The organism is Streptomyces sp. NPDC048643, assembly GCF_040650615.1.
Classification (GTDB): domain Bacteria; phylum Actinomycetota; class Actinomycetes; order Streptomycetales; family Streptomycetaceae; genus Streptomyces.
In genome coordinates, this window is record NZ_JBEZHO010000001.1 from 119,489 (window position 1) to 142,659 (window position 23,171).

The window sequence follows — 23,171 nt, forward strand, 5'->3', positions numbered from 1 at the left end:
CGGCCGGGGCTTTCTCATGCCCGCAGACAGGCGCAGGCGCCGCCGGTAACTGACGACCTAGAGCAGAGACAGCAAGGGCGCTGAGGCCGGTCACCCGGTACATCCGTAGGTGTTCGGGCCACTCAGTTAACCCACGACCTCCATACAGGGCGTAGGGCAGCGAACGGGCCGGACGCCGGACAGGCAATCGACTCGACAGACTCCTATTAGGGCAGCGAATAGCGCCACACAAACTCCCCTCGCCGGTGGGGGCATGCGAGAGACCTCGGGCATTGCGCCCGGGGTCTCTTTTATGGCCTGCCGACTGAAACAGCACCCGATAGGAGGTACCCCATGGATGACACCCCCCAGCGCATGCGGGAAGTAGGGGCACGCCGCAAAAGGCTCCGTGCCGAACTGACCTCAACTGACCACGAGTTGCGCACGATGATGCCCACGGCAAAGACGCTCATGACTCAGGAAGAAGTGCGCAGCGCAACGGGCCTATCAATACCGACCATCCGACTTTGGACCCGCCCATAGCAGCACTCCCACCGGCAAAGGGAACACCCATTGATTGACCTAGATAGCTACCAACCGCGCGTATCAGCGCTCCTAGTTGAGGACTTCTACCCCAACGGCGTCAAGGCTGGCGAATCCCGCGCGATCACCTGCCCGTTCTGCCTGCTGGCACATAGCCACGGGGCGCCCCTGGGAAGCCGGGCAGCGCACTGCACGGACTACGTGAGCCCACGGCGCCGAAAGGTCGACCCGCGCGACACCAGAGACACCCCCGGCTATGTGCTGTGCGATCCGGCCGACCCCGTCGACTGGGACCTAGAACGCGTCTACGGACAGCTCTACGTCCTGCGCAACAAGCACCGGCGACTAGGGGCCGAGTGGCAGCGGATGAGCCCGTGGACAGCGCGGGAAAAGAGGGTCAAGCAGACCTTGAGACACGAGATTGACGGCATCGCAACGGTGCTCCGAAAGGCCGGTGTGACCCTATGACCGACGTGCACGAAATCCTCGCTGCCATCCAAGCGCTACAGGGCGAATCCAGCGCCGAAAGTCTCGGCACCATGTCTGATGACGACCTGGCCATTCACGCGCTGGACAACCGCTTTGGCGGCCACCTTGCCTACAGCCGTTCCCTGGGGTGGGCCACATTCGGCGAACACCACTGGGCATACGACGGCGAGGGCGACGACGTCATAGCCAGCGTGCAAACCATGCTCCGTGATCTGCGCAAGTCCGAGAAGGACCAGCGCCGTTCGCAGTACCTCGGTTCAAAGCAGCGTCGAGACAATGTAGTTGAGATGCTCAAGGGTCTTCCCGAGGTGCGTTACGGCGGACCGTGGGATTCCCAGGAACACCTACTAGCGGCACCCAACGGGGTCATCAACCTGCGCACCGGTGAGCTAACCGACGGCGAGCCCAACCAGCGAATCACGCGCGCTGTGACCGTGCCCTACGACCCTGAGGCGGAATGCCCGCGCTGGGAACAGTTCCTCGCCGAGGTATTCGCCGACGACCCCAACATGCCCGCGTATCTGCAAAGTCTGCTCGGGTACGGAATCACCGGTTCGAACGCTGAACAATGTTTCGCTGTGCTGTGGGGTTCCGGCTCGAACGGGAAATCTGTGTTCCTCAATTCGTTGCACAAGATCATGGGGCAGCACGCTGTCACAGTGCCATTCGACATGTTCACCACCAGCGGGAAAGCGCGGGGCGGACCCGAGGCAGAAATGTTGGTCGGTGCACGCCTAGCACTGGCCAGCGAGACCAACCGATCCGCCGTACTCGACAGCGCCGCAATCAAGAACGCTACGGGCGGCGAGGAAATCACGGTCAATCCCAAGTACCGGAAGCCGTACGCGTTCAAGCCGCAAGCGCTGATCCTGCTGGCCACCAATTACAAGCCGAGCGTCCGCGAGCAGGATCACGGCACATGGCGCCGAGTCAAGCTGATCCCCTTCACTCAGAAATTCGAGGGCGCCCGTAAGGACCTGTCCCTAGACGAAAAGCTGAGCGCCGAACTGCCCGGCATTCTCGCCTGGTTGGTCCGAGGAGCCGCTACCTGGTACGCCGAGGGGCTCAGCGATCCGGCCAGCGTCAGAACGGCCGTAGAGGCGTACAGGGACGAGTCAGACACCCTCGCCGGATTCTTCCCCGGTGTCGTCATACCGGACCCCGCTGGACGCATTACGGGCCCCGAGCTTTGGGCCGCTTATCAGGTCTGGGCCGTAGCCGAGGGCATGGACGCATTCCGCACTCAGAAGTCACTCACGACAGCGATGCGGGAACGGTGCCCTGACATGCACCCGTACAACTCTGGCGGACGGGGATTCCGGGGCGTCCGGCTAGCCGCCGAGCGTGGCCGAGTTGGTCTAGCCGTAGCCGAGTAGGACAGCGCGGGAGGGGACGTGTTCAAGCGTTCACCGATGTGTTCACCGATTTAGGCCCTCTGACCTGCGGTTGAACACATTGAACACATTGAACACTGAAAACAGAAACCCCTAGAAGCCACCCTTAGTGGCATAGAGAACTTCCGAATGAACAGTTCGGAGCGTTCAAAGCGTTCGCCCCTCCCCGCCGTCTCCTTCGCAAACGGGCACCCGCAGCCGGCTCGGGCACATCCGCAGGTCAGCGCCGTGCACGTACTTCCCAACCTCGTTCCCACTCTGCAAACCCGAAAGGTGGCCGACGTGCCAACTCCTGTGAACATGCCGGGCGCAAAGCTAAGCGCCGCAGCCCTTGAGCGCTCCGCCCTATCTGCGCTGATTGTGAGTCTGGCCGAGGCGCTGGATGCGGCCGAGGATATCGACCTTGACGCCGTTGAGGCTCTTACGGGCCTGCTCGGCGCGTATGTGGCCCTGCTGAATGTCCAGCCCACTCGAAAGGCTTCCGCGTGAACGACGATATTGCCATTGCGCATGCGCTGTCCGCTGTTATTGACCCGACTCCCGGCGCGCGGGTGCCTTTCATCGACCTATTCCGCGCCGTTCGCAGGTACATGCGCGAGGAGTACGGCTTTGACGTCCCGCTGGGAGAGGTCAAGGCGGTTGCCCGGCGGGCTGGAATGCGGATTCTCAAGGAAGACGACAGCGATTGTCAGCAGGCATACGACGTTCGCCTTAAGTTCTGACAACCGAAACACCGAATATGAGCCCTGGGAATGATCCCGGGGTCTCTCATTGCCAAATTGATTGGATATCACTCATGACCGAGAACACCACGCGGACCGAGTTCACCGGAACGGGCACTGAGGCCGACCCGCTCACCTTCAATGCAATGCGTCAGACTGCACCCGATCAGGCGGCGGCTTCTATCGCTTCGCTGTCGACGGACGCCCGGAACTATGAGGCGGCTTTCCGCTCTGCCGCTGATCTCTCGGCCAACCTCCCGGCGGATGTGCGCCAGCTTGTCAGCGAGGCCGCTACTGCCATCACAACGCCCCTCGCGACTGCCACTGCGGCTCGTACAAAGGCTGCTGACTTCCGGGCCAATGTCCTTGCGAACCCTGAGGGACGGGAATTCATGGCCACTGAGGTGCTCAAGGTGGCCGCTGACAAGGTTTCTGAGTCGTTCGCGAACGCCGACTTCCGCCTAAAGGTTGCCGAGGCTGACCTGTACGAGGTTGCCCGCCCGCGCATTTCGCCGGACGCTGCCATGCCTGCTCGGGCTGATCTCCAGATGATGACTGCGCGCCACATAGACAACCCTGGGGCCCTTGCTGGCACCCTCAAGACCCTTGCTCAGCGGGATGACGCTGTGGGCGCCCTGGTGGCCGACGGCGCTTACCTCCGTGACTTCCTGGACGCTCATGGAATTGAGCGGGAACTACGTGACTCGATCCTGACGAGCGTTCGGGGAGAGGTGTTCAAGGTTGCTGCGCTGAGCGCCGATTCAAAGCGTGCTGCGGCCGGTAAGACCAGCATGGCCCTAGTGGAGCTGCGTAAGGCCCGTGCGGCTGCTGCGGCGTACACCCGGCACACGCTGAGCGCGAAGTGATGGGCGCCCTTTCTGAGCGCTGAGACATGCACTGGTTTTGGGGCCCGGCATTCAACGCTGGGCCCCTTTCAGAGAGGCCATACCGCATGAGACTTCGCGTTGCTTTCGGCTCTCGCCTGGAATACAAGGGTCGCTATCACACGGCCGGTGACGAATTCGATGTGCCTGACGAGAGCGCGGATAGGTGGCTGGCTAGCGGCATGGTCCTGCGTGCGCCTGAGCAGTCTGCACCTGAGCAGCCTGAGCCAATACGCGGCAATATCCAGCGCACGAGGGAAAACACCTTTGATCACTGGATTCAGTCACATTGAGTGACCCGGGGTGGGGGGTCTTTAAATGTGATCTTGGGGACGCCAGACGCGGGGGAGGGCGCTGTCCGGTCCGCCCGGTTCAAAACAGTGGTTCTACCTCCGATCGCCATAAACGGCCTAACCGAGAGTGACTTAGCTATGCCCGCCGGATACTTGGCTCACTGCCTGCGCTGCGACAAAGACAAGCCAGCGGATCAGTTCACATTCTGTGCGCACCGGGGATTGCAGCGCTGGTGCCGAGGGTGCAAGACCGAATACGCCCGAGAACGTCGCGAGCGTCAGCGCCTAAGGCCCGAGCACCTGTAACACCACTTACGAATATCCGTACGTGACCCCCTGGTTCCACGCTGAGCCGGGGGGTCTTGCTATGCCCTGGAGCCTCTATTGACCCGCCATTCAGTAGCCAACTGGGCCCGGTATGCAGCCCTGTTGGCGTCCATGACCATATCGTTTACTACACAGCAGCACCTCGCCGAAACGCACGGGGTTCCGGGCTGGCCGTCCTATGCCGTGCCGGTGGCCGTCGACCTGTTCCTAATCTGGGCTGTCCGGTCACGCCGTGACGTCCTGTTCGCCGTGGCCGTTGCCGTGTCCGCCAATGTCGCCGGAGTCCTTACCACCGAGTCCCTTTCCAGCGTTGACACTTGGGTTTCCGCTGGCTTGCATGCTGTCTTTCCTGTGGCCGCTTTCCGCATGCACCGGCCACGGGTGGCCATTGAGGCGCCTGCCGTGGCCGAGCCGGTATCCGTGGACCCTGCGCCCCTGGTAGCCGCTCCTGAGCCCGCTGAGCCCTCGCCGGACAGTTGGCCAAGCGGTGACCTATGGCAGGACTTTGAAGCCAGCGCGCCGGACATTGAGCCGGTCACTCCGCCGAGCGCCGAGGAGGTGCGCACGGTCATGGCTTCACTTGCTGCGGACAATGGCCGACCGGTTACCGGCCGCATGCTGGCCACCCATTACGGCGTCTCTGACCGGACCGGACGCAGGTACCGAGACTTGGCCCTGACCGGTGGGACAGCGTGAGCAACCTGCGCCATTACTTGACCCTGTCCGCCGAGGAATTGAGCGCGCCCCTGTGGACCTTTCCGGCGCTCGATGTGCCATTGGTCCAGCGTGCGCGCCGTCGCGTTCTGAGCGCCGATCCTGAGTCGTACCCGCACGCCCTACTCGCTGAGTCTGACGACCGCGTAACCGAGTTGGCCGAGACCGAATAGCAAGAGCCCCGATCCTGGAAATTCCGGGGTCGGGGCATTCTTGCGTTCGCGTGCGTGAATCTTGGGCTGAGCCGGCTGTGCCTCACAGGGGTTGTGACCTGCACTTTTACGCTGGCCCGTGGTTGCTGCGTGATGCGCGGGAGCTAAGCTGCCTGGTGTTCGGCGAGGAGTGTTGCGACTTCCGGGACGTCGGCGAATTCCTGCAAGCGAGCGAGTATCACCCGCACCCGTTCCGCTGTCCGTTCCGAGGGAATGTCAGAAGCCAGCGAGATAACCCGTTCGGCTACTGCTGCCGCTTCCTCAGGCTCATTGGCGTCCGCGAGAGCAACGGCCAACCAGGAGGAGTACAGGGCGACTTCTCGCGTGTGCGTTGCGTCGTATCTGCCGAGGACATCCCGGAGCAATGGCACGGCGCGCAATGGTCGACGCAGCTCTGTGTATACGCGGGACTCCATAACTCGGAGTTCGCCAGCGTCCACCCAATACAGGTACGCCGGTGATTCCGTTCCGGCGCTGTCCTCGCTGAGTGCCTGCCCAGCTTCCCCTAGGGCCCGCATTGCCTGTCGCCCGTTCTCGACTCCCCCAGCTTGAACATGCGCCCATGCGACCCGGTCGAGATACAGCGCGCGAGCCTTTGGCGGAGCATCGGGGCCAGCGTCATTCAGCGCCGCATGGGCCAGCGTGAGCCCCTCGAATTCCCGCCCGGTATTGCTGAGTTGATAGGCCAGCGATCCCGCGATATTGCCAGCAAGGGTGTGGTCCTCCGCCTGCCTCGCTGCGCTGATCCCTAGCCGGTAGATCCGTTCTGCCTCGCTGTGCTGTCCGGCGTCACTGGCAATCCATCCGGCAATCTGCGCCAACTCGCCTATCTGCCTGAGTAGTTGGCGGCCCACCTCATCCGTGTGACTGCCTTCCCGATAGAGCTTTACGGCGGAGCGGAGTTCACGCAGGGCGGGACGGATCAGGTCTCCCCCGGCTAGAACGTCGTCGGCGAGCCGCAGGCCGTGCACCCGCTGCTGTAGGTCGTCCACGGTGCCCATTCCGATCCGGCGCCCTGAGTGGCCCTGTAGCGGGCTCAGCGGGTCACCCTCGGGCAGGAAGTCGGCGAGGGTCGGCAAGGGTGGTTCAGGGGGCACCAGGGGCGCGCGGAGCACTTCCATGGTCACGCCTAATGCGGCGGCGATGAACGGCAGCCATTCACGGGGCGTACGGGCCCCCCGCTCCCATCTGCTGACCTCTTGCCGCCCGACCGGATCACCAATCACCCCGGCCGCCCGGCAGACCTCACTCGCGACCCGAGCCTGACTCCACCCGCGCGATTCCCGCAGCGAGCGCATGTGGGCCCCGATGGCATTGGTCATGTCTCGATTCTGGCCCACACCCGGCCGATAGGAGGCCACTAGTGGGTGATCACTTCCGGCCGGACGCTGGGCCGTATGACAGAGCCGAGGAGCTACCCCACTGAGCCGGTTGAGCTGCCCTTGTCGCTGGACTCTGATCCTGAGCCGACGGCGGGGTGTGACATCTGTTTGGCGCTGGATTCGCAGCGCACGGAAGCCAGGATGCGGGGGGACCTGTCTCGCGTCTCTGACGTGAATGTGGAGATCCGCAGGCACGCGCACGCCTCATGACCATTCGGACGGCGGAGCGGCAACCGGTGACGCATTCCATTCCGCGCGCCGGACGTACCGGGGGTGTGGCTCCCTGGTCGCTTTGGGGGTGGGGCAATCTCTGCGGCTGCTGCGCTGGCTCAGGGGATATCTGGTGTGACGGCTGCTGCGGATTCGGGGGCTGTCAGGTCTGCGGCTGGACCGAGCGCCGTCCGTGCCCGGAGTGTCAGGGAGGCAGCGCCGAACCGGTCCGCTGGTGACAGTCTCAGGTAGCAAAACCGCAGGTCAGAGCCCCATCTATGAATGCCATCGTGCGTGGCGTAACCTTTGCGTATTCCCACTTGGTCATATGGCCGACTGTAGCCGCTGCCGAGGACCACCCACCGCCCCAGGCGACCCACCGCATCCGGCCACATCACCCCGTTCCGCACGCAGCTTGTCCACAGCCTCCTGCTTACTCCGGCCGCGGACTGGTTAGGCTCGAATACGTGAGCAGGCTCCAGGTCGTCAGCGGCAAGGGCGGTACCGGTAAGACCACGGTGGCCGCAGCCCTAGCGCTCGCCCTCGCGACAGAGGGCAAGCGCACCCTCGTCGTCGAGGTCGAGGGCAGGCAGGGCATCGCGCAGCTCTTCGAGACGGAGGCGCTGCCCTACGAGGAGCGGAAGATCGCCGTCGCTCCGGGCGGCGGGGAGGTGTACGCCCTCGCCATCGACGCGGAACTGGCGCTGCTGGACTACCTCCAGATGTTCTACAAACTGGGCGGCGCCGGCCGGGCCCTCAAGAAGCTCGGCGCGATCGACTTCGCGACCACCATCGCGCCCGGTGTGCGCGACGTCCTCCTCACCGGCAAGGCCTGCGAGGCGGTGCGGCGCAAGGAGAAGAACGGCCGCTTCACGTACGACTACGTGGTGATGGACGCGCCCCCGACGGGCCGCATCACCCGCTTCCTGAACGTGAACGACGAGGTCGCCGGCCTCGCGAAGATCGGCCCGATACACAACCAGGCCCAGGCCGTCATGCGGGTCCTCAAGTCTCCGGAGACGGCCGTCCACCTGGTGACGCTGCTGGAGGAGATGCCCGTCCAGGAGACCGCGGACGGGATCGCGGAGCTGCGCGCCGCGAAGCTCCCCGTGGGCCGCATCGTCATGAACATGGTGCGCCCGGCGCTCCTCGACGACACCGACCTGGCCCTCGTGGACACCGCGCCGCGGACGGCGATCGCCAAGTCGCTCTCGTCGGCCGGTCTCGGCGGCGCGCGCCGCGGCGGACTGGCCGAGCGGCTGGTGGACCCGCTGCTCCAGCAGGCCGAGGAGTACGCCGAGCGGCACGCCCTGGAGACCGAGCAGCGCAGCGTCCTGGCCGAGCAGGGACTGCCCCTGCACGAACTCCCGCTGCTCGCCGAGGGCATGGACCTGGCAGGCCTGTACGAACTGGCCAAACAGCTGCGGAAGCAAGGGATGTCATGAGTCTGGACCCCGCTCGTGTCCTCGACCTCGACCCGCTGCTCGACGACCCGAAGACCCGCATCGTGGTGTGCTGCGGCTCGGGCGGCGTCGGCAAGACGACCACGGCGGCGGCTCTCGGGCTGCGCGCGGCGGAGCGCGGCCGCAAGGTCGTCGTCCTCACCATCGACCCCGCGCGCAGGCTGGCGCAGTCCATGGGCATCGACTCGCTCGACAACACCCCCCGCCGGGTGAAGGGCGTCGAGGGCAGCGGCGAGCTGCACGCGATGATGCTCGACATGAAGCGGACGTTCGACGAGATCGTCGAGGCGCACGCGGACGGCGAGCGGGCGACCGCCATCCTCAACAACCCCTTCTACCAGTCGCTTTCGGCGGGCTTCGCGGGCACGCAGGAGTACATGGCGATGGAGAAGCTCGGCCAGTTGCGGGCCCGGGACGAGTGGGACCTGATCGTGGTCGACACGCCGCCGTCCCGCTCCGCGCTGGACTTCCTGGACGCCCCGAAGCGGCTCGGTTCCTTCCTGGACGGGCGGCTGATCCGACTGCTGACGGCGCCGGCGAAGCTGGGCGGCCGGGCCGGCATGAAGTTCCTGAACGTCGGGATGTCGATGATGACCGGCACCCTGGGCAAGGTCCTCGGGGGCCAACTCCTGAAGGACGTCCAGACGTTCGTGTCCGCGATGGACACCACCTTCGGCGGTTTCCGCACGCGCGCGGACGCCACGTACAAGCTGCTCCAGGCCCCCGGCACGGCCTTCCTCGTGGTGGCGGCTCCGGAGCGGGACGCGCTGCGGGAGGCGGCGTACTTCGTCCAGCGGCTGGCCGCCGAGGACATGCCGTTCGCGGGGCTGGTGCTCAACCGCGTGCACGGGAGCGGGGCGGCCCGGTTGTCCGCGGAGCGGGCGCTCTCCGCCGCGGAGGATCTTGATTCCGCAGCGGCGGAGGACGAGGAATCCGCCACCGTAGAAAATCTTGACGAGGCCCGCATTGTCGATCAGGGGGGCGGGAAAGCTGGTCTTCGTAACTCTCCCGACACGTACGGCAGTTCAGATTCCACGGCTTCCGAGACAGCAGCTCCTGACGAAGGCTCCCCCGACGCCCCGCCCAGGACGGCCACCCCGGACAGCACCCCCGACACGGACGGGACCGCCGCCACGGACCCCGAGCGCTCCGTCGACCAGCTCACCGCAGGCCTGCTGAGGCTGCACGCCGAGCGTATGCAGCTGCTCTCCCGCGAGCAGCGCACGCGTGACCGCTTCGCCGCGCGCCATCCCGAGGTGGCGGTGGCGGAAGTGGCGGCGCTGCCCGGCGATGTACACGATCTGGCGGGACTGCGGGACATCGGAAACCGGCTCGCGGCCCACAGGCCGGAGCTGCCCGAGAGCTGAGCGGGCGCGACCACCGATCGCCTTCAGGGCGCTCGGAGTACTACGCGCGACGCCCTCGGCCCCCACGGCGCTGCGAACACTCGGAGGGCGACGCGCACGACGCGCACACCCGGACGGATCCCGCGCAGCCCGATCCGCACCGCGCAGCCCCCGTCGTCACCGCCCGTCGGCGTGCCTCAGCGGCACGAGGCGCGGCGGGTGGCATCGCACCATGCGCGCCCGGACCTTCTCGCCCGGACACGCACCGTCTGGGCCCGGCACCGCGAACACTCCGCGGCCACCTGGGCACCGCGGACACCTCGGCGTCTCAGCCGTCTCGACGTCTCCTGCGGGGCACCTCGGGTCCGGTCGCCGGGTGGGCGACCGTGAACGGCCCTCAGCCCACCGCCGCGTAGCGCTCGTACACCTCTTCCTCGTCCAGAGGGAGCAGGCCCGCGCCGCGCTCGTACTCGGTACGCGCGGTCTCCAGCAGGCGACGCCACGAGGTGACCGTCGGCCGGCGGCGCAGCAACGCGCGGCGCTCCCGCTCGGTCATGCCACCCCACACGCCGAATTCGACGCGGTTGTCGAGCGCATCGGCGAGGCACTCCGTGCGAACCGGACATCCGGTGCACACTGCCTTGGCCCTGTTCTGCGCTGCTCCTTGAACGAACAGTTCATCCGGATCGGTAGTGCGGCAGGCCGCCTGCGCACTCCAGTCGGTTACCCAGCCCATACCGGCGCCGTCCTCTCCCGAATCGAGGCTCCCCCACGGCGGCAGCGGCATATTCACCGCCGCCAGTTGAGGACGTTACGGAAGGTGGGCACAGCGCAACACCCCCTTCGGGCCCAATCTTGAATGGCCCGAACGGACTATGCGTAAGCGGCAGATCACCCGGGGGAGTGAGCCGAGGGCATGCGTGACGATCCCGGCAAACCGGGACAGTTCAGTTGAGTCACAACGGACGCCGGGTGACACACAAGGCTGATTCGGACACGCCCTCCACAAAAATCGTGGAACCTCCGGAACGATTCGGGGTCGCCGGACGTATTGATACGTGGCCGCACTGCTGTGACAGTTGAGAGCAGCTTAGGCCAAGGCATATACGCGTGTCCGGCGAATGAGAACGTAGGCTGCCCTCATGCCAAAGAAGCGCTCGGGCGGTGGTCTGTCCCCTACGCAGCAGGCCGCCAAGTTCCTCGGTGTCAGCGTGCTAGCGGGCGCCGTCATGGCCGGAATCGCCCTGCCCGCCGCCGGCGCGCTCGGTCTCGCGGCCAAGGGTTCGGTCCAGGGATTCGACGACATTCCGGACAACCTGAAGAGTCCCGCGCTGAGCCAGCGGACGACGATCCTGGACAGCAAGGGCGGTCAGATCGCGACGGTCTACTCGCGTGACCGCACGGTGGTCGACCTCAAGGACATGTCGCCGTACATGCAGAAGGCGATCGTCGCGATCGAGGACTCGCGCTTCTACCAGCACGGCGCGGTCGACCTGAAGGGCATCCTGCGCGCGGTCAACCAGAACGCGCAGAACGGCGGAGTGGCCCAGGGCGCTTCCACCCTGACCCAGCAGCTGGTGAAGAACTACTTCGTGGAGGAGGCCGGCGACGACCCGACGAAGGTCGCGCAGGCCACCCAGCAGACCATCGGCCGCAAGATCCGCGAGCTGAAGTACGCGATCCAGCTGGAAGAGAAGCTGGGCAAGAAGAAGATCCTCGAGAACTACCTGAACATCACGTTCTTCGGGGAGCAGGCCTACGGGGTCGAGGCCGCCGCCCAGCGCTACTTCTCCAAGCACGCCAAGGACCTGAACCTCCAGGAGTCGGCGCTCCTCGCGGGCATCGTCCAGTCGCCCAGCCGGTACGACCCGGTGAACGACGAGGAGGAGGCCACCAAGCGCCGCAACACCGTCCTGCAGCGTATGGCCGAGGTGCACGACATCTCCCAGCAGGAGGCCGACAAGGCCAAGGCGGCCAAGCTCGGACTGCACGTCAGCCAGCCGAAGAACGGCTGCATCACGGCGGTCGCGGGCGCCAGCTTCTTCTGCAAGTACGTGGAGAACGTCTTCAAGAGCGACCCGGTCTTCGGCAAGACGCGGGAGGCCCGCGCCAAGGTCTGGAACCAGGGCGGCCTGACGATCCGTACGACGCTCGACCCGCAGGCCCAGGAGTCGATCCAGACCTCGATAAAGGATCACGTCAACAAGTCCGACAAGGTCGCGGCGGCGGGCACCCTGGTCGAGCCCGGCACCGGCAAGATCCTTGGAATGGGCCAGTCGAAGCCGTACGGCTACGGGAAGAACGAGACCGAGTACAACTACTCGGTGAACTACGGCATGGGCGGCTCGAACTACGGCTTCCCGACGGGTTCGACGTTCAAGCCGTTCGTGGCCGCGGCGGCGCTGGAGCAGGGCAAGCCGGCGACGCAGCAGTACTCGTCGCCGAACAAGATGCCGTACCCCAGCCCCGTGCAGACCTGCGGCAGCAAGCCGTGGACGAACCAGGCGAGCGAGGTCGTCCCGAACGAGAGCGCCTCCGAGGTCGGTCCCTACCGGCTGAAGGAGGCCATGGCGAAGTCGGTCAACACCTACTTCGTGCAGATGATCTCCGACATCGGCCTCTGCCCGGTGATCAACCAGATCGACAAGCTCGGCGTCGTGCAGGGCAACGGCGACAAGCTCCCCCAGGTGCCGTCCATCGCCCTGGGCGCCAAGGGCATCTCGCCGCTCACGATGGCCACGGCGTACGCCGCCTTCGCGTCCCGCGGCATGTACTGCACGCCGATCGCCATCGAGTCGATCAGCCAGCAGATCGGTGAGCGCGAGAAGTCCCTCGAAGTGCCCAAGTCGACGTGCTCGCGGGCCATGTCGGAGAAGACCGCGGACACCGTCAGCACCCTGCTGAGCGGCGTGATCGACTCCGGTACGGGCCAGCAGGCCGGCCTCACGGACCGCGCCAACGCCGGCAAGACGGGCACCACTGACGAGCGCAAGAACGCCTGGTTCGTGGGCTACACGCCGAACCTGTCGGGCGCCGTCTGGGTCGGCAGCGCCTCCCAGCGGGTCCACATGGTGGGCATCTCGATCGGCGGCGTCTACCACGACAAGGTCTACGGCGGTGAGGTCCCCGGACCGATCTGGCGGGACCTGATGACGGGCGCGCTCGTCGGCAAGGACGCCCCGTCCTTCAACAAGGTCGACATCCCCGACCTCGACAAGGACAAGAACAGGGACCGCGACAAGGGCCGCGACGACGGCGGCAACGGCGACCCGAACGGCAATCCGGGCGGCAACGCCAACGGCGAGACCACCCTCGGGAACACCATCAGCGGCCAGGGCGACGCCGGCGGGACGATCCCGACGCCGTCCTTCTCCATCCCCGAGGGATTCATCCAGGGGAACAGCAACAGCGGTACCGGGAACGGCGGGAACGGCAACGGCGGCAACGGAGACGGCGGCCAACGCTGATCCGTACGCCCGGACGTTCCGGCGTCCCGACGTCGGTCATGGGAAAGGGCACCTTCGCGGCGGAGGAAGCGGCAGTCGCGCTCACCGCTTCGCCTCGAAGGTGCCCTTTCCGCTGCCGTGCCGGCGCTCTCGCTCGCCGCTCGTCACTCACCGCTCCAGCGGGACGAGGAAGGCCCCGCGACGGTGCGGACCAGCGACGGATCAGCCCGCGAGCAGCTGCTTCACGATGGCGGCGACGCGGCCGCCCTCGGCCTGACCGGCCACCTTCGGGTTCACGATCTTCATGACCTGGCCCATGGCACGCGGCCCCTCGGCGCCCGCCGCCTTCGCCTCCTCGACCGCCTGGGCGACGATCTGCCGGAGCTCCTCGTCGGACAGCTGCTTGGGCAGGTACGCGGCGAGGACCTCGCCCTCCGCCCGCTCCCGCTCGGCCGACTCGGCACGCCCGCCCTGCGCGAAGGCCTCGGCGGCCTCACGGCGCTTCTTCGCCTCGCGCGTGATCACCTTCTGCACCTCGTCGTCGGAGAGCTCGCGCTTGGTCTTGCCCGCGACCTCCTCGTTGGTGATCGCGGAGAGGGTGAGCCGGAGCGTCGAGGAGCGGAGCTCGTCGCGCCCCTTGATCGCGGCGTTGAGGTCTTCCTGCAACTTCGACTTGAGCGTGGTCATGCCGCCAAGTGTCGCAGGTGCGGTGAGGTGGCCGCCCGTTGATTTCGCAGCGCGCCCGCCGGGCACTCAACGGCCACCAGACAGAAGACGCAGGGTTTCGTACGGGGTTGTCCACAGGGGGGCACGCGGACTTGGCGGGGTCTGACACGATGGACGTATGCGCGCGCGATACGGAGTACCCCTGGGAATCACGGCGGTGGGCGCCGCCGGTCTGCTCTACTCGGCAGGGTTCGAGGCCCGTTCATTCCGCCTCCGGCGGGTGACGGTCCCGGTCCTGCCGCCGGGGATGCGACCGCTGCGGATCCTGCAGGTCTCCGACATCCACATGGTGCGCGGGCAGCGCAAGAAGCAGCGCTGGCTGCGTTCCCTGGCCGGTCTGCGGCCCGACTTCGTGATCAACACCGGGGACAACCTGTCGGACCCGGAGGGCGTGCCCGAGGTCCTGGACGCGCTGGGCCCCCTGATGGAGTTCCCCGGGGCGTACGTCTTCGGTTCGAACGACTACTACGGCCCCAAACTCCGCAACCCCGCCCGGTACTTGTTCGAGAAGGCCCAGGGCCGTCACGGGCTGAACGGCAACAAGCCCGCGGTGAGCGCCATCCACAACCCGTGGGAGGACCTGCGGGACGGCTTCGACACCGCGGGCTGGCTGAACCTGACGAACACCCGGGGCACGCTGAAGATAGAGGGCTCGGAGATCGAGCTGACGGGACTCGACGACCCGCACATCAAGCGCGACCGGTACGCACGCGTGGCCGGCGGCCCGTCCGAGTCCGCCGACTTCTCGATGGGCGTCGTGCACGCCCCGTACCTGCGCACCCTGGACGCGTTCACCGCCGACGGCTACCCCCTGGTCCTGGCCGGCCACACCCACGGCGGCCAGCTCTGCCTCCCCTTCTACGGCGCCTTCGTGACCAACTGCGACCTGGACACGGACCGCGTCAAGGGCCTCTCCACCCACACGGCAGAGGGCCGCACCTCGTACATGCACGTCTCAGCAGGTTGCGGCACGAACCGCTACACCCCGGTCCGCTTCGCGTGCCCGCCGGAGGCGTCGCTGCTGACGTTGGTGGCGCGGAAGTAGGGAGCGCGGGAGCACCGGGGGGCACTTCGAGGTACGGCGGGGGCATCCCCGAGAGGGCGCCCCGGCGAGCGCGTACCGGAGTAGGGGTGGCCCGGCCCTCTCCTACCGGAGCCCCCTCCGCTCCACCCTCATGACACCCACTCGCCGCATCCCATATCGCCCGATTCGACCGATCCGCTTAGCGTGGGGCCATGATCACCCCCATGCCCCGGGACATACCCGACCTCCCCGCGATACCGGGTATCTCACCGCCGATCGTCTCCTTCGTCCCGGCGACGGCGGTCGTCACGCCCACGCGCCGCCCGTTCACTGCGGTCTTCCGCCTTCTCGTGGCGCTCGCGGCGGCGGCGGGCGTGGCCATCGACGTGAAGCTGGGCAGCCCGGTGCGGGTGCTGAGCTACTTCACGATCCAGACGAACCTGCTGGTCGCGGTGGTGTTCGCGGCATCCGCCCGCCGCGCCTGGTCGGCTCGCCGCCCGCTGCCCGGGGTGCTGACGGGCGGCACGCTGATCTACATCTCGATCACGGGCCTGGTGTACCACCTGCTCCTGGCGAACGAGTCCAGCCCTTTCTCCATGACCGGAGGCGTGGACACCCTCTCCGGCTGGCACGCGGTGGCGAACCATCTCCTCCACACGGTGACACCGATCGCCGTGGTGATCGACTGGCTGCTGCTGACCCGGCCGGCCCCGCTGGCGTTCCGGAACGCGGTGACCTGGCTGCTCTACCCGCTCGCCTACCTGGTCTTCTGCCTGGTCCGCGGGGCGGCGATGTCGCCGGGGAGCGCGGCGCGCTATCTGTACCCGTTCGTCGACGTGGACCGCCACGGTTACACGGGCGTCCTCGGCAATACCGCCATCCTCGGCGTCGCCTTCTACGCCCTGGCTCTGCTCATCGTCGCGGTCGACCACGTCCGCCCGGACCCGGTCCGACGCCGCGTACGAGGCCTCGAAAACCGGATTTCGTCTCCGGGCACCAGTGGGCTAAAGTAAACGACGTCGCCGCGAGAGCAGCGACGATCGGGGTGTAGCGCAGCTTGGCAGCGCGCTTCGTTCGGGACGAAGAGGTCGTGGGTTCAAATCCCGCCACCCCGACAGCCAAATCGCAGGTCAGGCCCGGTGCTGAGTAATCAGCACCGGGCCTGCCTCGTTCTCCAGGGGCTCTCTGGAGAAATCCTGGAGAAGATCTTGGAATCCATCTCCAGATCGGCGCCCGCTAGCGAGCTTTCAGCAACGCATCCAGAGCAGCCACGGGCGAGCCGAGACTCATCGTCCGGCGCGCGTCCAACGCTTCCTCCCACATCCCGGTGAGCGCGGTCATCAGCGCCTGCCGCATCCCCGGCGTGATGTGGTCATAGCGCGACTGGACGGAGCCGTCCTCATGACCCATGCGTTCGTCCATGAGCTTCGGCGGGGTCCCCACCTCCCTCATCAGGGTCTTGTGAGTGTGGCGCAACCCGTGCGGAGTGAGCCCCGGGGCGATCGGCACCCAGCACGCCTCAGCCCGCTTGGCGGCCCCTCGCCCACGCGCCGGGATGCCAGGCCACGGCTCGGCAACGACGGGCACCGGCCGCTCTTCCTGACTGCCCCGCCCCGGGTACCACCCTGTGACCGCCGGTCGAAAGAGCCACGTGGCGAAACCGGAGCGCCGCCAGTGAGCAGCCAACTCCCCCGATGCAGCGTTGCGGATGTATCCGAGATCGCTGACAGCTTCCAGCACCTTCAGGCGAGTCGACTCCGCCACGGCATCCGGGCGGTTGAGCGCGTTGGAGACGGTGCCGGTCGATACGCCGGAGCGGCGCGCCACGTCGACCCAGCTTCGCCCCAGGGCGGCTTACGGACCCATTGGCGGTTCCGTGGCCGCGGAAGACGTAGGCCAGTCCGTGGCACTCGCAAGGCTTTGGTCTCGTCCGGGCGATGTGGCTGGCAAGCAGCGCGGCGAGGAAATCCGGAGTGTCGATGTCGCGGTAGGAGTCGTCCTTGGGCGGGCAGCGGTGCAGTTCGCCGGTGTCCAGTTCGTAGAGCTGCCACTCCACGCGAATGCTCTTCGGCCGGACGAACTCGGGCTCAAGGCCAACGATCTCGCCCCAGCGCATGCCGGTGTAGCCCTTGATGATGCCGGCCATGAACTCGTCGTCGCGGCCGGACAGCAGGGCCATTCTCTCGGCGAGGAGCAGGATGCCGAGTGCGGTCGTGACGGCCTTCTCCGGGCCACGGTTACGTGAGCGGCCGGCGCGCTTCCCTCGTCCGCGGCGCTTGGTTGCCGGGTTGGAGTCGCGCAACCCTTCGTCAACAGCGTCGGCAAGGATCAGGTGCAGTGTCGCCCGCCATGTCTTGACGCTGGATGCCGCATAGGGCACGGCGCGTTCGCGCTTCTCCCAAACGGCAATGTCGGTGCTCAGGATGTCGGCGACGGCGGAGTCTTCGAATGCGGGGAGTAAATGCTCTTCGATGTGCCGCCGGTAGTTCTGCATGGTGGATGCCGCCAAGTCCTGTGCGGCATACCAGCGGTTGACGTAGGCACCGAAGGTGATGCGCTCCCGGGGTGCCTTCTTCGTTCCGGCCAGCAACTTCGCTTCTTCGGCGTCAGCCGCCTTCTTTGCCGCAGCCTTGGTCCGGAAGCGGATGGCATCGCCATCGGCGTCGCGGACAGTGGCGTACTTGCCCAGCGCGAGCTTGTACCGGCCGCGCCAGTAGCTGCCGAGACTCTCGGCATAACCCACCTTGTTCTCCTATGAACAGGCGTGCCGCCCGGCTGAAGGGCCGGGCGGCACGCGGAATCAGGCTGCGCTGGACTGTGGTTGGCCACCTTGCGCCCTGCGTGGAGTCCTTGCCTTCAGGGAGGTGACGGACGCCGTTGCTGTGGTCGCCCTGCGCCGTGGCGCTTGTTTTGCCGGCGCAGGAGCGTAACGGCTTTCGGCTGGGCGGCTCTCGAAGATGCGCATGATCTCGGCGAAGTGCTCGGCTGTGAACCGGTAACTCCCTGCGGGCTTGGTGAAGGGGATGCGTCCCCGGCGAGCTTGTTCCTTCACCCACCACTCCGAGCAGTGGAGGGCCTTGGCGATGTCGCTCGGGAGGTAGACAGGGGGAAGGGGCGGGGGTTCCGGTCGCGGAGCGGTGCTCATGTAGCGGTGACTCCTCACGAGGAAGCGGGATCCGCTGACAGAACTGACAGAACCTCCCCGGCAAGCCGTTGACCTGCGGCTTCGACGGATTCTGGATCTCTGACAGAACTGAATTAAAACCTGACAGAACCTCGTCGGGAGAGGTTCTGTCACAGGACGCCCAGCGGTGCTGCCGGGAGTTCTGTCAGGTTTTAATTGAGTTCTGTCAGAACTGCGATCATGGTCGTTTATGCAGGTCAGCGGTTTGCTCGGGGGGTTGTGTCGGTTCTGTCGGCGGTCTGGGGGTTCTGTCAGGCGCCGCGCGCGATGCGCGGGTGGGTCTCGTAGCGGGGCGAGGGCGGCCGGCCGCCCTTGCCGGAGCGGGGCGGGGGCGGGAGCTGGCGGATCCATCCGTGTTCTTCGAGCAGTGCCAGCGCGGGATCCAGGTCGCTGATGGCGGGGAAGTCGGCCGGGCGCAGCGTGCGGAACAGGTCGCGCTTGGTGAACTGTGCGGGGTTGCTGGAGACGAGCTGCGCGAGGACGGTCACCGCGGACTCGTGGGCGGGGTCGGCGCTCATGACGCTGAACACGTCCAGGGCGTGCGCGGTGAAGTAGTCGCCCAGTTCGGTGGCGGCGGCCATGGTGGACGCCTCGATGGGCTTGTGCCATCCGTCGTCGGGGTGAGTGGCGAGGTGCAGGAGTCCGGCGATGCGTGCCACGGCTCCGTCCCGCTTGGACGCCCATTTCACGATCGGTGCGAAAGTCCCGTCGGGACCGAGCCGCGACTCGGTGACCTTCTGAAAGGCCAGCAGGACCGCGTCGGCCTCCGGGGTGAGCTGAATCAGGGCGGGATCGGTCCAGTCCGCCAAGGCGAGCGTCAGACCCGCCAGATGCTTGGCGTAGGTGGCGGCCACCTGCTCGTCCAGCAGGGCGGGGGTCAGGTTGCCGTAGCCGACCAGGGACAGGGGCTTGGAGTAGAGGAACCGGGCGAGCAGGCCGCGCCCGTCGGCTCCGTCGATGCGGCTGAGGGCGTCCAGGACTTCCGGCTGTACGGCCAAGCCGACGGTGACCGCCGGTGAGTCGACGTGCTGGGCACTGCGGCCCTGCCGGTTGACCCGGAGCATGTCCCCGGCGTGGCCCTTGAGGAACATCCCCATGTTGGGCTTGCCGGTGTAGCGGCCGGCGATGATGTCGAACAGCTCCCCCTCGGCACTCAGACAGGAAATGCGCCCGCCCTGCTCGTCCAGGAGCGTTCCGACGTTCTCCGGGGTCACGTCGTCCGCGACGAGCTGCGGTTCGGCGGGAACCCTCATCTTGTCGGCGTCCTGGGCCAGTTGGACGGCTTCGGCGGTCAGGGCGTCGCGGTGCTCGGGCTCCGCGCTGGCGGCCTTGCCCGCGGCCTTCTCAGCTGCGGACTTGGCCAGCCTCGCCAGGGTCTCCGCCTCGGCCCTGACGGGTCCGGAGAGTTCGATCAGGGCCTTCTCTGCATCGAGCAGCGGTTGCACCATGAGGTCGAATACAGCGGACTTGCGGTTGCCGGGCGGCAGGGCGATGGCGGTGTAGATGTTCACGGGCTCACGCCAGTGCCCGCGTACGCACACCTTGACCCGCCCGCCGGCGGCGGTGGCCAGGACCGCCAGGGCCAGGCACCCGGCGAGGTCCGCCGGGGTCTGGGTCTCCTCGGCCACCCCGCGCACCATGCCGCCCAACCAGGCGGGCAGGACATCCACGGGGAAGTCCGGCAGGGGCGGCCGGACCCGGAGGGGAACGGGTTCGTCCCAGGCGGGGCCGGTGATCTGCTCGGGTTCGATGTGTTCGAACCCTTCCCACAGATCCGCGTTCGCGTCGTTGGTCGTCATGCGGCGGCCCTGCCTTCCGAGGTTGAGTTCAACAGCGTGCATGCGGTGCGGTGTTCGTCGTGAGCGGCGACCAGTTGCAGGACGGCGGCGCGGCCGATGGCGTGGCGTTCGTAGCCGCAGGTGCACCAGGACCGGGCGGACGGGGTGACGCTCCAGGACGGCGGCGCGACGATGTGGAGCCAGGCCACGGGGCGGCGCCCGTCGTCCTTGCTCGGGTCAGGGCGACCAGCATTGGGGACGCCTTCGGCGGCGTCCTTCGGGGCGCCCACGGTCGTCGTGTCCACAGGCTGTGGAGTGCCCTGTGGATCGTTCGGGGTGGTGATGCTCTTCAGAGGGGGGTGCGGGCGGGTGCTCATGCCGTCGCCCGGCGGGTCTGGTTGTGGGCGATGGACCAGTCGAGAGCGCTGCGCAGGGTGGAGCGGCACTCGGACGCGGACAGTCCGGCCGCCTCGCCCCCCGTCTGAAGAGCCTGTTCAACCACGTGCCGGGGGAGGTCGCCCCACGCGACGAACCGCCCCAACGCGCGTGCGGCCCTGAACAACTTGGCCTCCCGCTCACCGACTTGAGCCGACGCGACGTTCCGCGCCTCAGCGGTAAGCGCTACATCCGCATATCGGCGCGATTGCCCCGCTACGGTCACCGAAGGAGCCTGAGAGCGTTTGAGTGCGGGTCGCAGGACGCTTTGGAGCCACGAGGGCAGAGGGACCGCCTCAGGGCCACACAGCGGTTCGTACGCTCCCGCCGGAGTGATGCTGCCGGCGGCGACCACGTATCCGCCCCACGCTCGGGTGTCAACGGAATCGGCAATGGTGCCTTGAGTGTTGGTGATCCGGAGGTCGGGCGGGGTGGTGAAGTACAGGTGCGTTCCACCACTCGCGGTCCGTACCCGGTAGGTGTCGGGGACGGTGTGCCCGGCGCGCTCGCAGAGCGCCCCGAAGGTTGCCGCGCCGTCAGGCGCGTCCGAACTGCCCTTGTGCTCCGGCGTGTCCAGGTCGACGACCAGCAGCCCGGAAGGGCCGGTGGCGATACCGACGTTGAACGGCGCCCGGGTCCACGCGGCGCGGATGCGGTCGGGGTCCGTCGTGGCACGCTGCTCCCACTTCCGGTGCCCCCTCTCGCACGGCCCCGTGCCGGTGCACGTCCGCTCCCCGTGCAGCGCCGGTAACTTGACGCCCGGACGGAGGGGGAAGACGTACCAGCCGCGCTGAGCGGCCGTCAGGGCCGCGTTCAGCAGGTGCGCGCTCATGCCGCGGCCTCCCGTTCGAGCCGCGCGGCGGTGGGTTCGAGCAGCCAGCCGTAGGCGTGGTGGGCTTGGCGGGGTACGACGCCGTTGCCGAGGATGCGCAGTTGTTCCCGGCGGGGGATGTCGGGTACGTCGGTGACCCATCCGTCCGGGAGGCCCATCATCCACTCGACGAACCGGGGGGACAGTCGTCGAGCGCCGCGGGTGCCGGGTTCGGTGGGCAGGGGCGCCGGGCGCCCCAGGATCCGTTCCCATCGACGAACGGCCGCCTCGTACTTGCCCCATTCCTGGTCGAGGTGTTCGGGCTGCCAGGACCGGGGAGCCTCGCGCCAGGCACGCAGCTCGCGCGGGAGACGACCGTCGGCGATCTCGATGGCCTGCTCCAGCGACGGTGCGGAGCGCTGTGCCGTTGCCGCTCGACGACTCGTGCGGTCGGCGGCGGCGCGAGGCGTGGGCAGAAGGTGGACGACGGCACCGGGCAGGTAGTAGTTGCCCTTCGCGTCGCGCTGGTTGGGTCCGCCGTGCGGTCCGTCCGACGCCTTCGGCGTGGGAAGCAAGGTCAGGCCGTCGGTGGGGGGCAACTTCGTGACGGCGGTCCGCAGGTTCATCCCGCCCTTGCGGTTGGGGGAGGTGCCGGGCCCACCGGTACCGTCCGCCGTGGTCGGGGTCGGCATCAGCGGGATGAGCAACTGCGAACCAGCGGTCCCGCGGGTGCGGGGCGCCGACTTCGGCGTCGCCAGCTCGTAGACATGTCCAGCGCGCGTCATACCCGAGCGCGGCCAGGTCTGCGGCGACGACGTCCAGGCCCCGCCCCCGCGAGCGGATCGCCGCCACATTTTCCAGGAACACGAGACGCGGTCGAAGGACGCCCACAGCCTGAGCGACGTTTTTCCAGACCCGCGACCACTGCCCATCGATTCCGTCCCTTCGTCCAGCGTTGGAGATGTTGCGGCAGGGGAAGCCGGCGCCGACCACGTCCGGCGCGTGCAGGTCACGCACCTCATTCCAGTCGACGGCGGTGATGTCCCCGAGGTTCGGCACCCCGGGGTGATGCGTGGCGAACACGGCCGCGGCGTGCGGGTCGTTCTCGGCGAACGCGGCGACACGGCCGCCGATGCCCGCGCGGATCGCCGTTTCGAGTCCGCCGTAGCCGGCGCACAGGGCGACGATCGTCGGTGGCGAGCCGGGGGCTCGCCGAATGTCGATGGGTTGCGTCATGCTGGATGTCTCCAGTTCCTTAGGTGGGTACTGGCTGACAAGGGCGGCCCCGGACTTTGGCGAGACGGGGGCCGCCCTTGGCGTCGCTACTGGCTCTTGGCCCAGAGGGCGTACTGCTGACGGACGTAGGCGCGCGGGTCGCAGAGCACCGGCTCGTCGTCCAGGTCCATGAGTTCGCGGGCGGCTTGTACGGCGAGGTCCGCGGCGGCGGTGGGGATGTCGCCCCCGTCACTCATGTCGTGCAGGGCGATGCGGTCGAGCAAGGCGGCCTTGCGGAGCCAGAACTCGCGCTCCGGGAAGGTGCCGGACGCCACTTCGCGGGCCGCGCGTGCGGTCCATCCGATCTCGCGGACCATGCTGGGTGCGGTGTCGTACGCGGCTTCCGGCGTGGGCCAGTGCGCCGTGTCGGCCGGTGCGTCCTGGGTGGGCAGGTCGGCCCTGATGTAGAGGCGGTTCCGGTGGCCGTCACGGGTGGGGTAGACGGTCGCGGTGCCGGTGGTGAACGTGCCGTCGAGTGCGGCGACGACACGTTCGGTGTCCTGCGGGGCGCAGATGACGCGGATCTCGAACACG

Annotated in this window: 16 protein-coding genes, 1 tRNA gene and 2 pseudogenes; 10 read left to right on the forward strand and 9 right to left on the reverse strand. The window is 67.3% G+C overall.

Going from position 1 to position 23,171, the window contains the following annotated elements:
* The first annotated feature begins 986 nt into the window (after positions 1 to 986).
* From AB0C62_RS00465 to AB0C62_RS00480, 4 genes are all read left to right on the forward strand, one after another.
* Entirely contained in the window at positions 987 to 2,387 is a 1,401-nt protein-coding gene (locus AB0C62_RS00465; RefSeq protein ID WP_362968864.1) for a phage/plasmid primase, P4 family, read from the forward strand.
* Positions 2,388 to 2,687: 300 nt separating this feature from the next.
* Positions 2,688 to 2,894, forward strand: a complete 207-nt coding sequence (locus tag AB0C62_RS00470; protein WP_362968866.1) for a hypothetical protein — start codon at positions 2,688 to 2,690, stop codon at positions 2,892 to 2,894.
* Entirely contained in the window at positions 2,891 to 3,127 is a 237-nt protein-coding gene (locus AB0C62_RS00475) for a hypothetical protein (protein ID WP_362968868.1), read from the forward strand. The genes AB0C62_RS00470 and AB0C62_RS00475 overlap by 4 nt, the downstream gene beginning before the upstream one ends.
* 74 nt (positions 3,128 to 3,201) lie before the next feature.
* A complete protein-coding gene (locus AB0C62_RS00480) occupies positions 3,202 to 3,993 on the forward strand; it encodes a hypothetical protein (RefSeq protein WP_362968870.1) in 792 nt (263 codons plus the stop codon).
* A 1,668-nt stretch (positions 3,994 to 5,661) separates the two neighbouring features.
* Here AB0C62_RS00480 and AB0C62_RS00485 read toward each other — a convergent pair.
* Positions 5,662 to 6,879, reverse strand: a complete 1,218-nt coding sequence (locus AB0C62_RS00485) for a helix-turn-helix transcriptional regulator (RefSeq protein ID WP_362968872.1) — start codon at positions 6,877 to 6,879, stop codon at positions 5,662 to 5,664.
* 737 nt (positions 6,880 to 7,616) lie between these two features.
* Here AB0C62_RS00485 and AB0C62_RS00490 point away from each other — a divergent pair.
* Positions 7,617 to 8,594 carry an ArsA-related P-loop ATPase gene (locus AB0C62_RS00490; protein WP_362968874.1) on the forward strand — a complete coding sequence of 326 codons (978 nt, stop codon included), beginning with the start codon at positions 7,617 to 7,619 and terminating at the stop codon, positions 8,592 to 8,594.
* Positions 8,591 to 9,979, forward strand: a complete 1,389-nt coding sequence (locus tag AB0C62_RS00495) for an ArsA-related P-loop ATPase (protein ID WP_362968875.1) — start codon at positions 8,591 to 8,593, stop codon at positions 9,977 to 9,979. The genes AB0C62_RS00490 and AB0C62_RS00495 overlap by 4 nt, the downstream gene beginning before the upstream one ends.
* 376 nt (positions 9,980 to 10,355) lie before the next feature.
* On the opposite strand, the gene wblA is transcribed toward AB0C62_RS00495, so the two are convergent.
* Positions 10,356 to 10,694 carry a transcriptional regulator WblA gene (wblA, locus tag AB0C62_RS00500; protein ID WP_028799159.1) on the reverse strand — a complete coding sequence of 113 codons (339 nt, stop codon included), beginning with the start codon at positions 10,692 to 10,694 and terminating at the stop codon, positions 10,356 to 10,358.
* 406 nt (positions 10,695 to 11,100) lie between these two features.
* Here wblA and AB0C62_RS00505 point away from each other — a divergent pair, with 406 nt between their 5' ends.
* Entirely contained in the window at positions 11,101 to 13,425 is a 2,325-nt protein-coding gene (locus AB0C62_RS00505) for a transglycosylase domain-containing protein (protein WP_362968876.1), read from the forward strand.
* Between the two features lie 201 nt (positions 13,426 to 13,626).
* Here AB0C62_RS00505 and AB0C62_RS00510 read toward each other — a convergent pair whose 3' ends face one another.
* Positions 13,627 to 14,091 (reverse strand): GatB/YqeY domain-containing protein, encoded by a 465-nt coding sequence (locus AB0C62_RS00510; protein WP_362968877.1) that lies wholly within the window; start codon positions 14,089 to 14,091, stop codon positions 13,627 to 13,629.
* A gap of 157 nt (positions 14,092 to 14,248) precedes the next feature.
* Between AB0C62_RS00510 and AB0C62_RS00515 the strand changes: the two genes are divergently transcribed.
* The 3 genes from AB0C62_RS00515 to AB0C62_RS00525 all read left to right on the forward strand — a co-directional run bounded on the left by AB0C62_RS00515 (position 14,249) and on the right by AB0C62_RS00525 (position 16,269).
* Positions 14,249 to 15,175, forward strand: a complete 927-nt coding sequence (locus tag AB0C62_RS00515; protein WP_362968879.1) for a metallophosphoesterase — start codon at positions 14,249 to 14,251, stop codon at positions 15,173 to 15,175.
* Between the two features lie 191 nt (positions 15,176 to 15,366).
* Positions 15,367 to 16,167, forward strand: coding sequence for a Pr6Pr family membrane protein (locus AB0C62_RS00520; RefSeq protein ID WP_362968880.1), 801 nt, complete (start codon positions 15,367 to 15,369; stop codon positions 16,165 to 16,167).
* Between the two features lie 28 nt (positions 16,168 to 16,195).
* Positions 16,196 to 16,269 (forward strand) — tRNA-Pro (locus tag AB0C62_RS00525).
* Positions 16,270 to 16,390: 121 nt separating this feature from the next.
* On the opposite strand, the pseudogene AB0C62_RS00530 reads toward AB0C62_RS00525, so the two are convergent.
* From AB0C62_RS00530 to AB0C62_RS00555, 6 genes and pseudogenes are all read right to left on the reverse strand, one after another.
* Positions 16,391 to 17,897: pseudogene (locus tag AB0C62_RS00530) on the reverse strand (LacI family DNA-binding transcriptional regulator).
* A 692-nt stretch (positions 17,898 to 18,589) separates the two neighbouring features.
* Positions 18,590 to 20,137 carry a YfjI family protein gene (locus AB0C62_RS00535; protein ID WP_362968882.1) on the reverse strand — a complete coding sequence of 516 codons (1,548 nt, stop codon included), beginning with the start codon at positions 20,135 to 20,137 and terminating at the stop codon, positions 18,590 to 18,592.
* A complete protein-coding gene (locus tag AB0C62_RS00540; RefSeq protein WP_362968883.1) occupies positions 20,134 to 20,421 on the reverse strand; it encodes a hypothetical protein in 288 nt (95 codons plus the stop codon). The genes AB0C62_RS00535 and AB0C62_RS00540 overlap by 4 nt, the downstream gene beginning before the upstream one ends.
* A 68-nt stretch (positions 20,422 to 20,489) precedes the next feature.
* On the reverse strand, positions 20,490 to 21,383 hold the full coding sequence (locus tag AB0C62_RS00545; RefSeq protein WP_362968884.1) for a bifunctional DNA primase/polymerase: 894 nt from the start codon (positions 21,381 to 21,383) through the stop codon (positions 20,490 to 20,492).
* Positions 21,380 to 22,598 (reverse strand): annotated as a pseudogene (locus AB0C62_RS00550) (DNA cytosine methyltransferase). The gene AB0C62_RS00545 and the pseudogene AB0C62_RS00550 overlap by 4 nt, the downstream one beginning before the upstream one ends.
* Positions 22,599 to 22,684: 86 nt before the next feature.
* Entirely contained in the window at positions 22,685 to 23,170 is a 486-nt protein-coding gene (locus AB0C62_RS00555; protein WP_362968885.1) for a hypothetical protein, read from the reverse strand.
* Position 23,171 lies beyond the last annotated feature (1 nt).

Coding starts and splice junctions, on each gene's coding strand:
- AB0C62_RS00465 (WP_362968864.1), top strand. CDS start 987: ATGACCGACGTGCACGAAATCCTCGCTGCCATCCAAGCGCTACAGGGC.
- AB0C62_RS00480 (WP_362968870.1), top strand. CDS start 3,202: ATGACCGAGAACACCACGCGGACCGAGTTCACCGGAACGGGCACTGAG.
- AB0C62_RS00485 (WP_362968872.1), bottom strand. CDS start 6,879: ATGACCAATGCCATCGGGGCCCACATGCGCTCGCTGCGGGAATCGCGC.
- AB0C62_RS00495 (WP_362968875.1), top strand. CDS start 8,591: ATGAGTCTGGACCCCGCTCGTGTCCTCGACCTCGACCCGCTGCTCGAC.
- wblA (WP_028799159.1), bottom strand. CDS start 10,694: ATGGGCTGGGTAACCGACTGGAGTGCGCAGGCGGCCTGCCGCACTACC.
- AB0C62_RS00505 (WP_362968876.1), top strand. CDS start 11,101: ATGCCAAAGAAGCGCTCGGGCGGTGGTCTGTCCCCTACGCAGCAGGCC.
- AB0C62_RS00510 (WP_362968877.1), bottom strand. CDS start 14,091: ATGACCACGCTCAAGTCGAAGTTGCAGGAAGACCTCAACGCCGCGATC.
- AB0C62_RS00515 (WP_362968879.1), top strand. CDS start 14,249: ATGCGCGCGCGATACGGAGTACCCCTGGGAATCACGGCGGTGGGCGCC.
- AB0C62_RS00520 (WP_362968880.1), top strand. CDS start 15,367: ATGATCACCCCCATGCCCCGGGACATACCCGACCTCCCCGCGATACCG.
- AB0C62_RS00535 (WP_362968882.1), bottom strand. CDS start 20,137: ATGACGACCAACGACGCGAACGCGGATCTGTGGGAAGGGTTCGAACAC.
- AB0C62_RS00545 (WP_362968884.1), bottom strand. CDS start 21,383: ATGAGCGCGCACCTGCTGAACGCGGCCCTGACGGCCGCTCAGCGCGGC.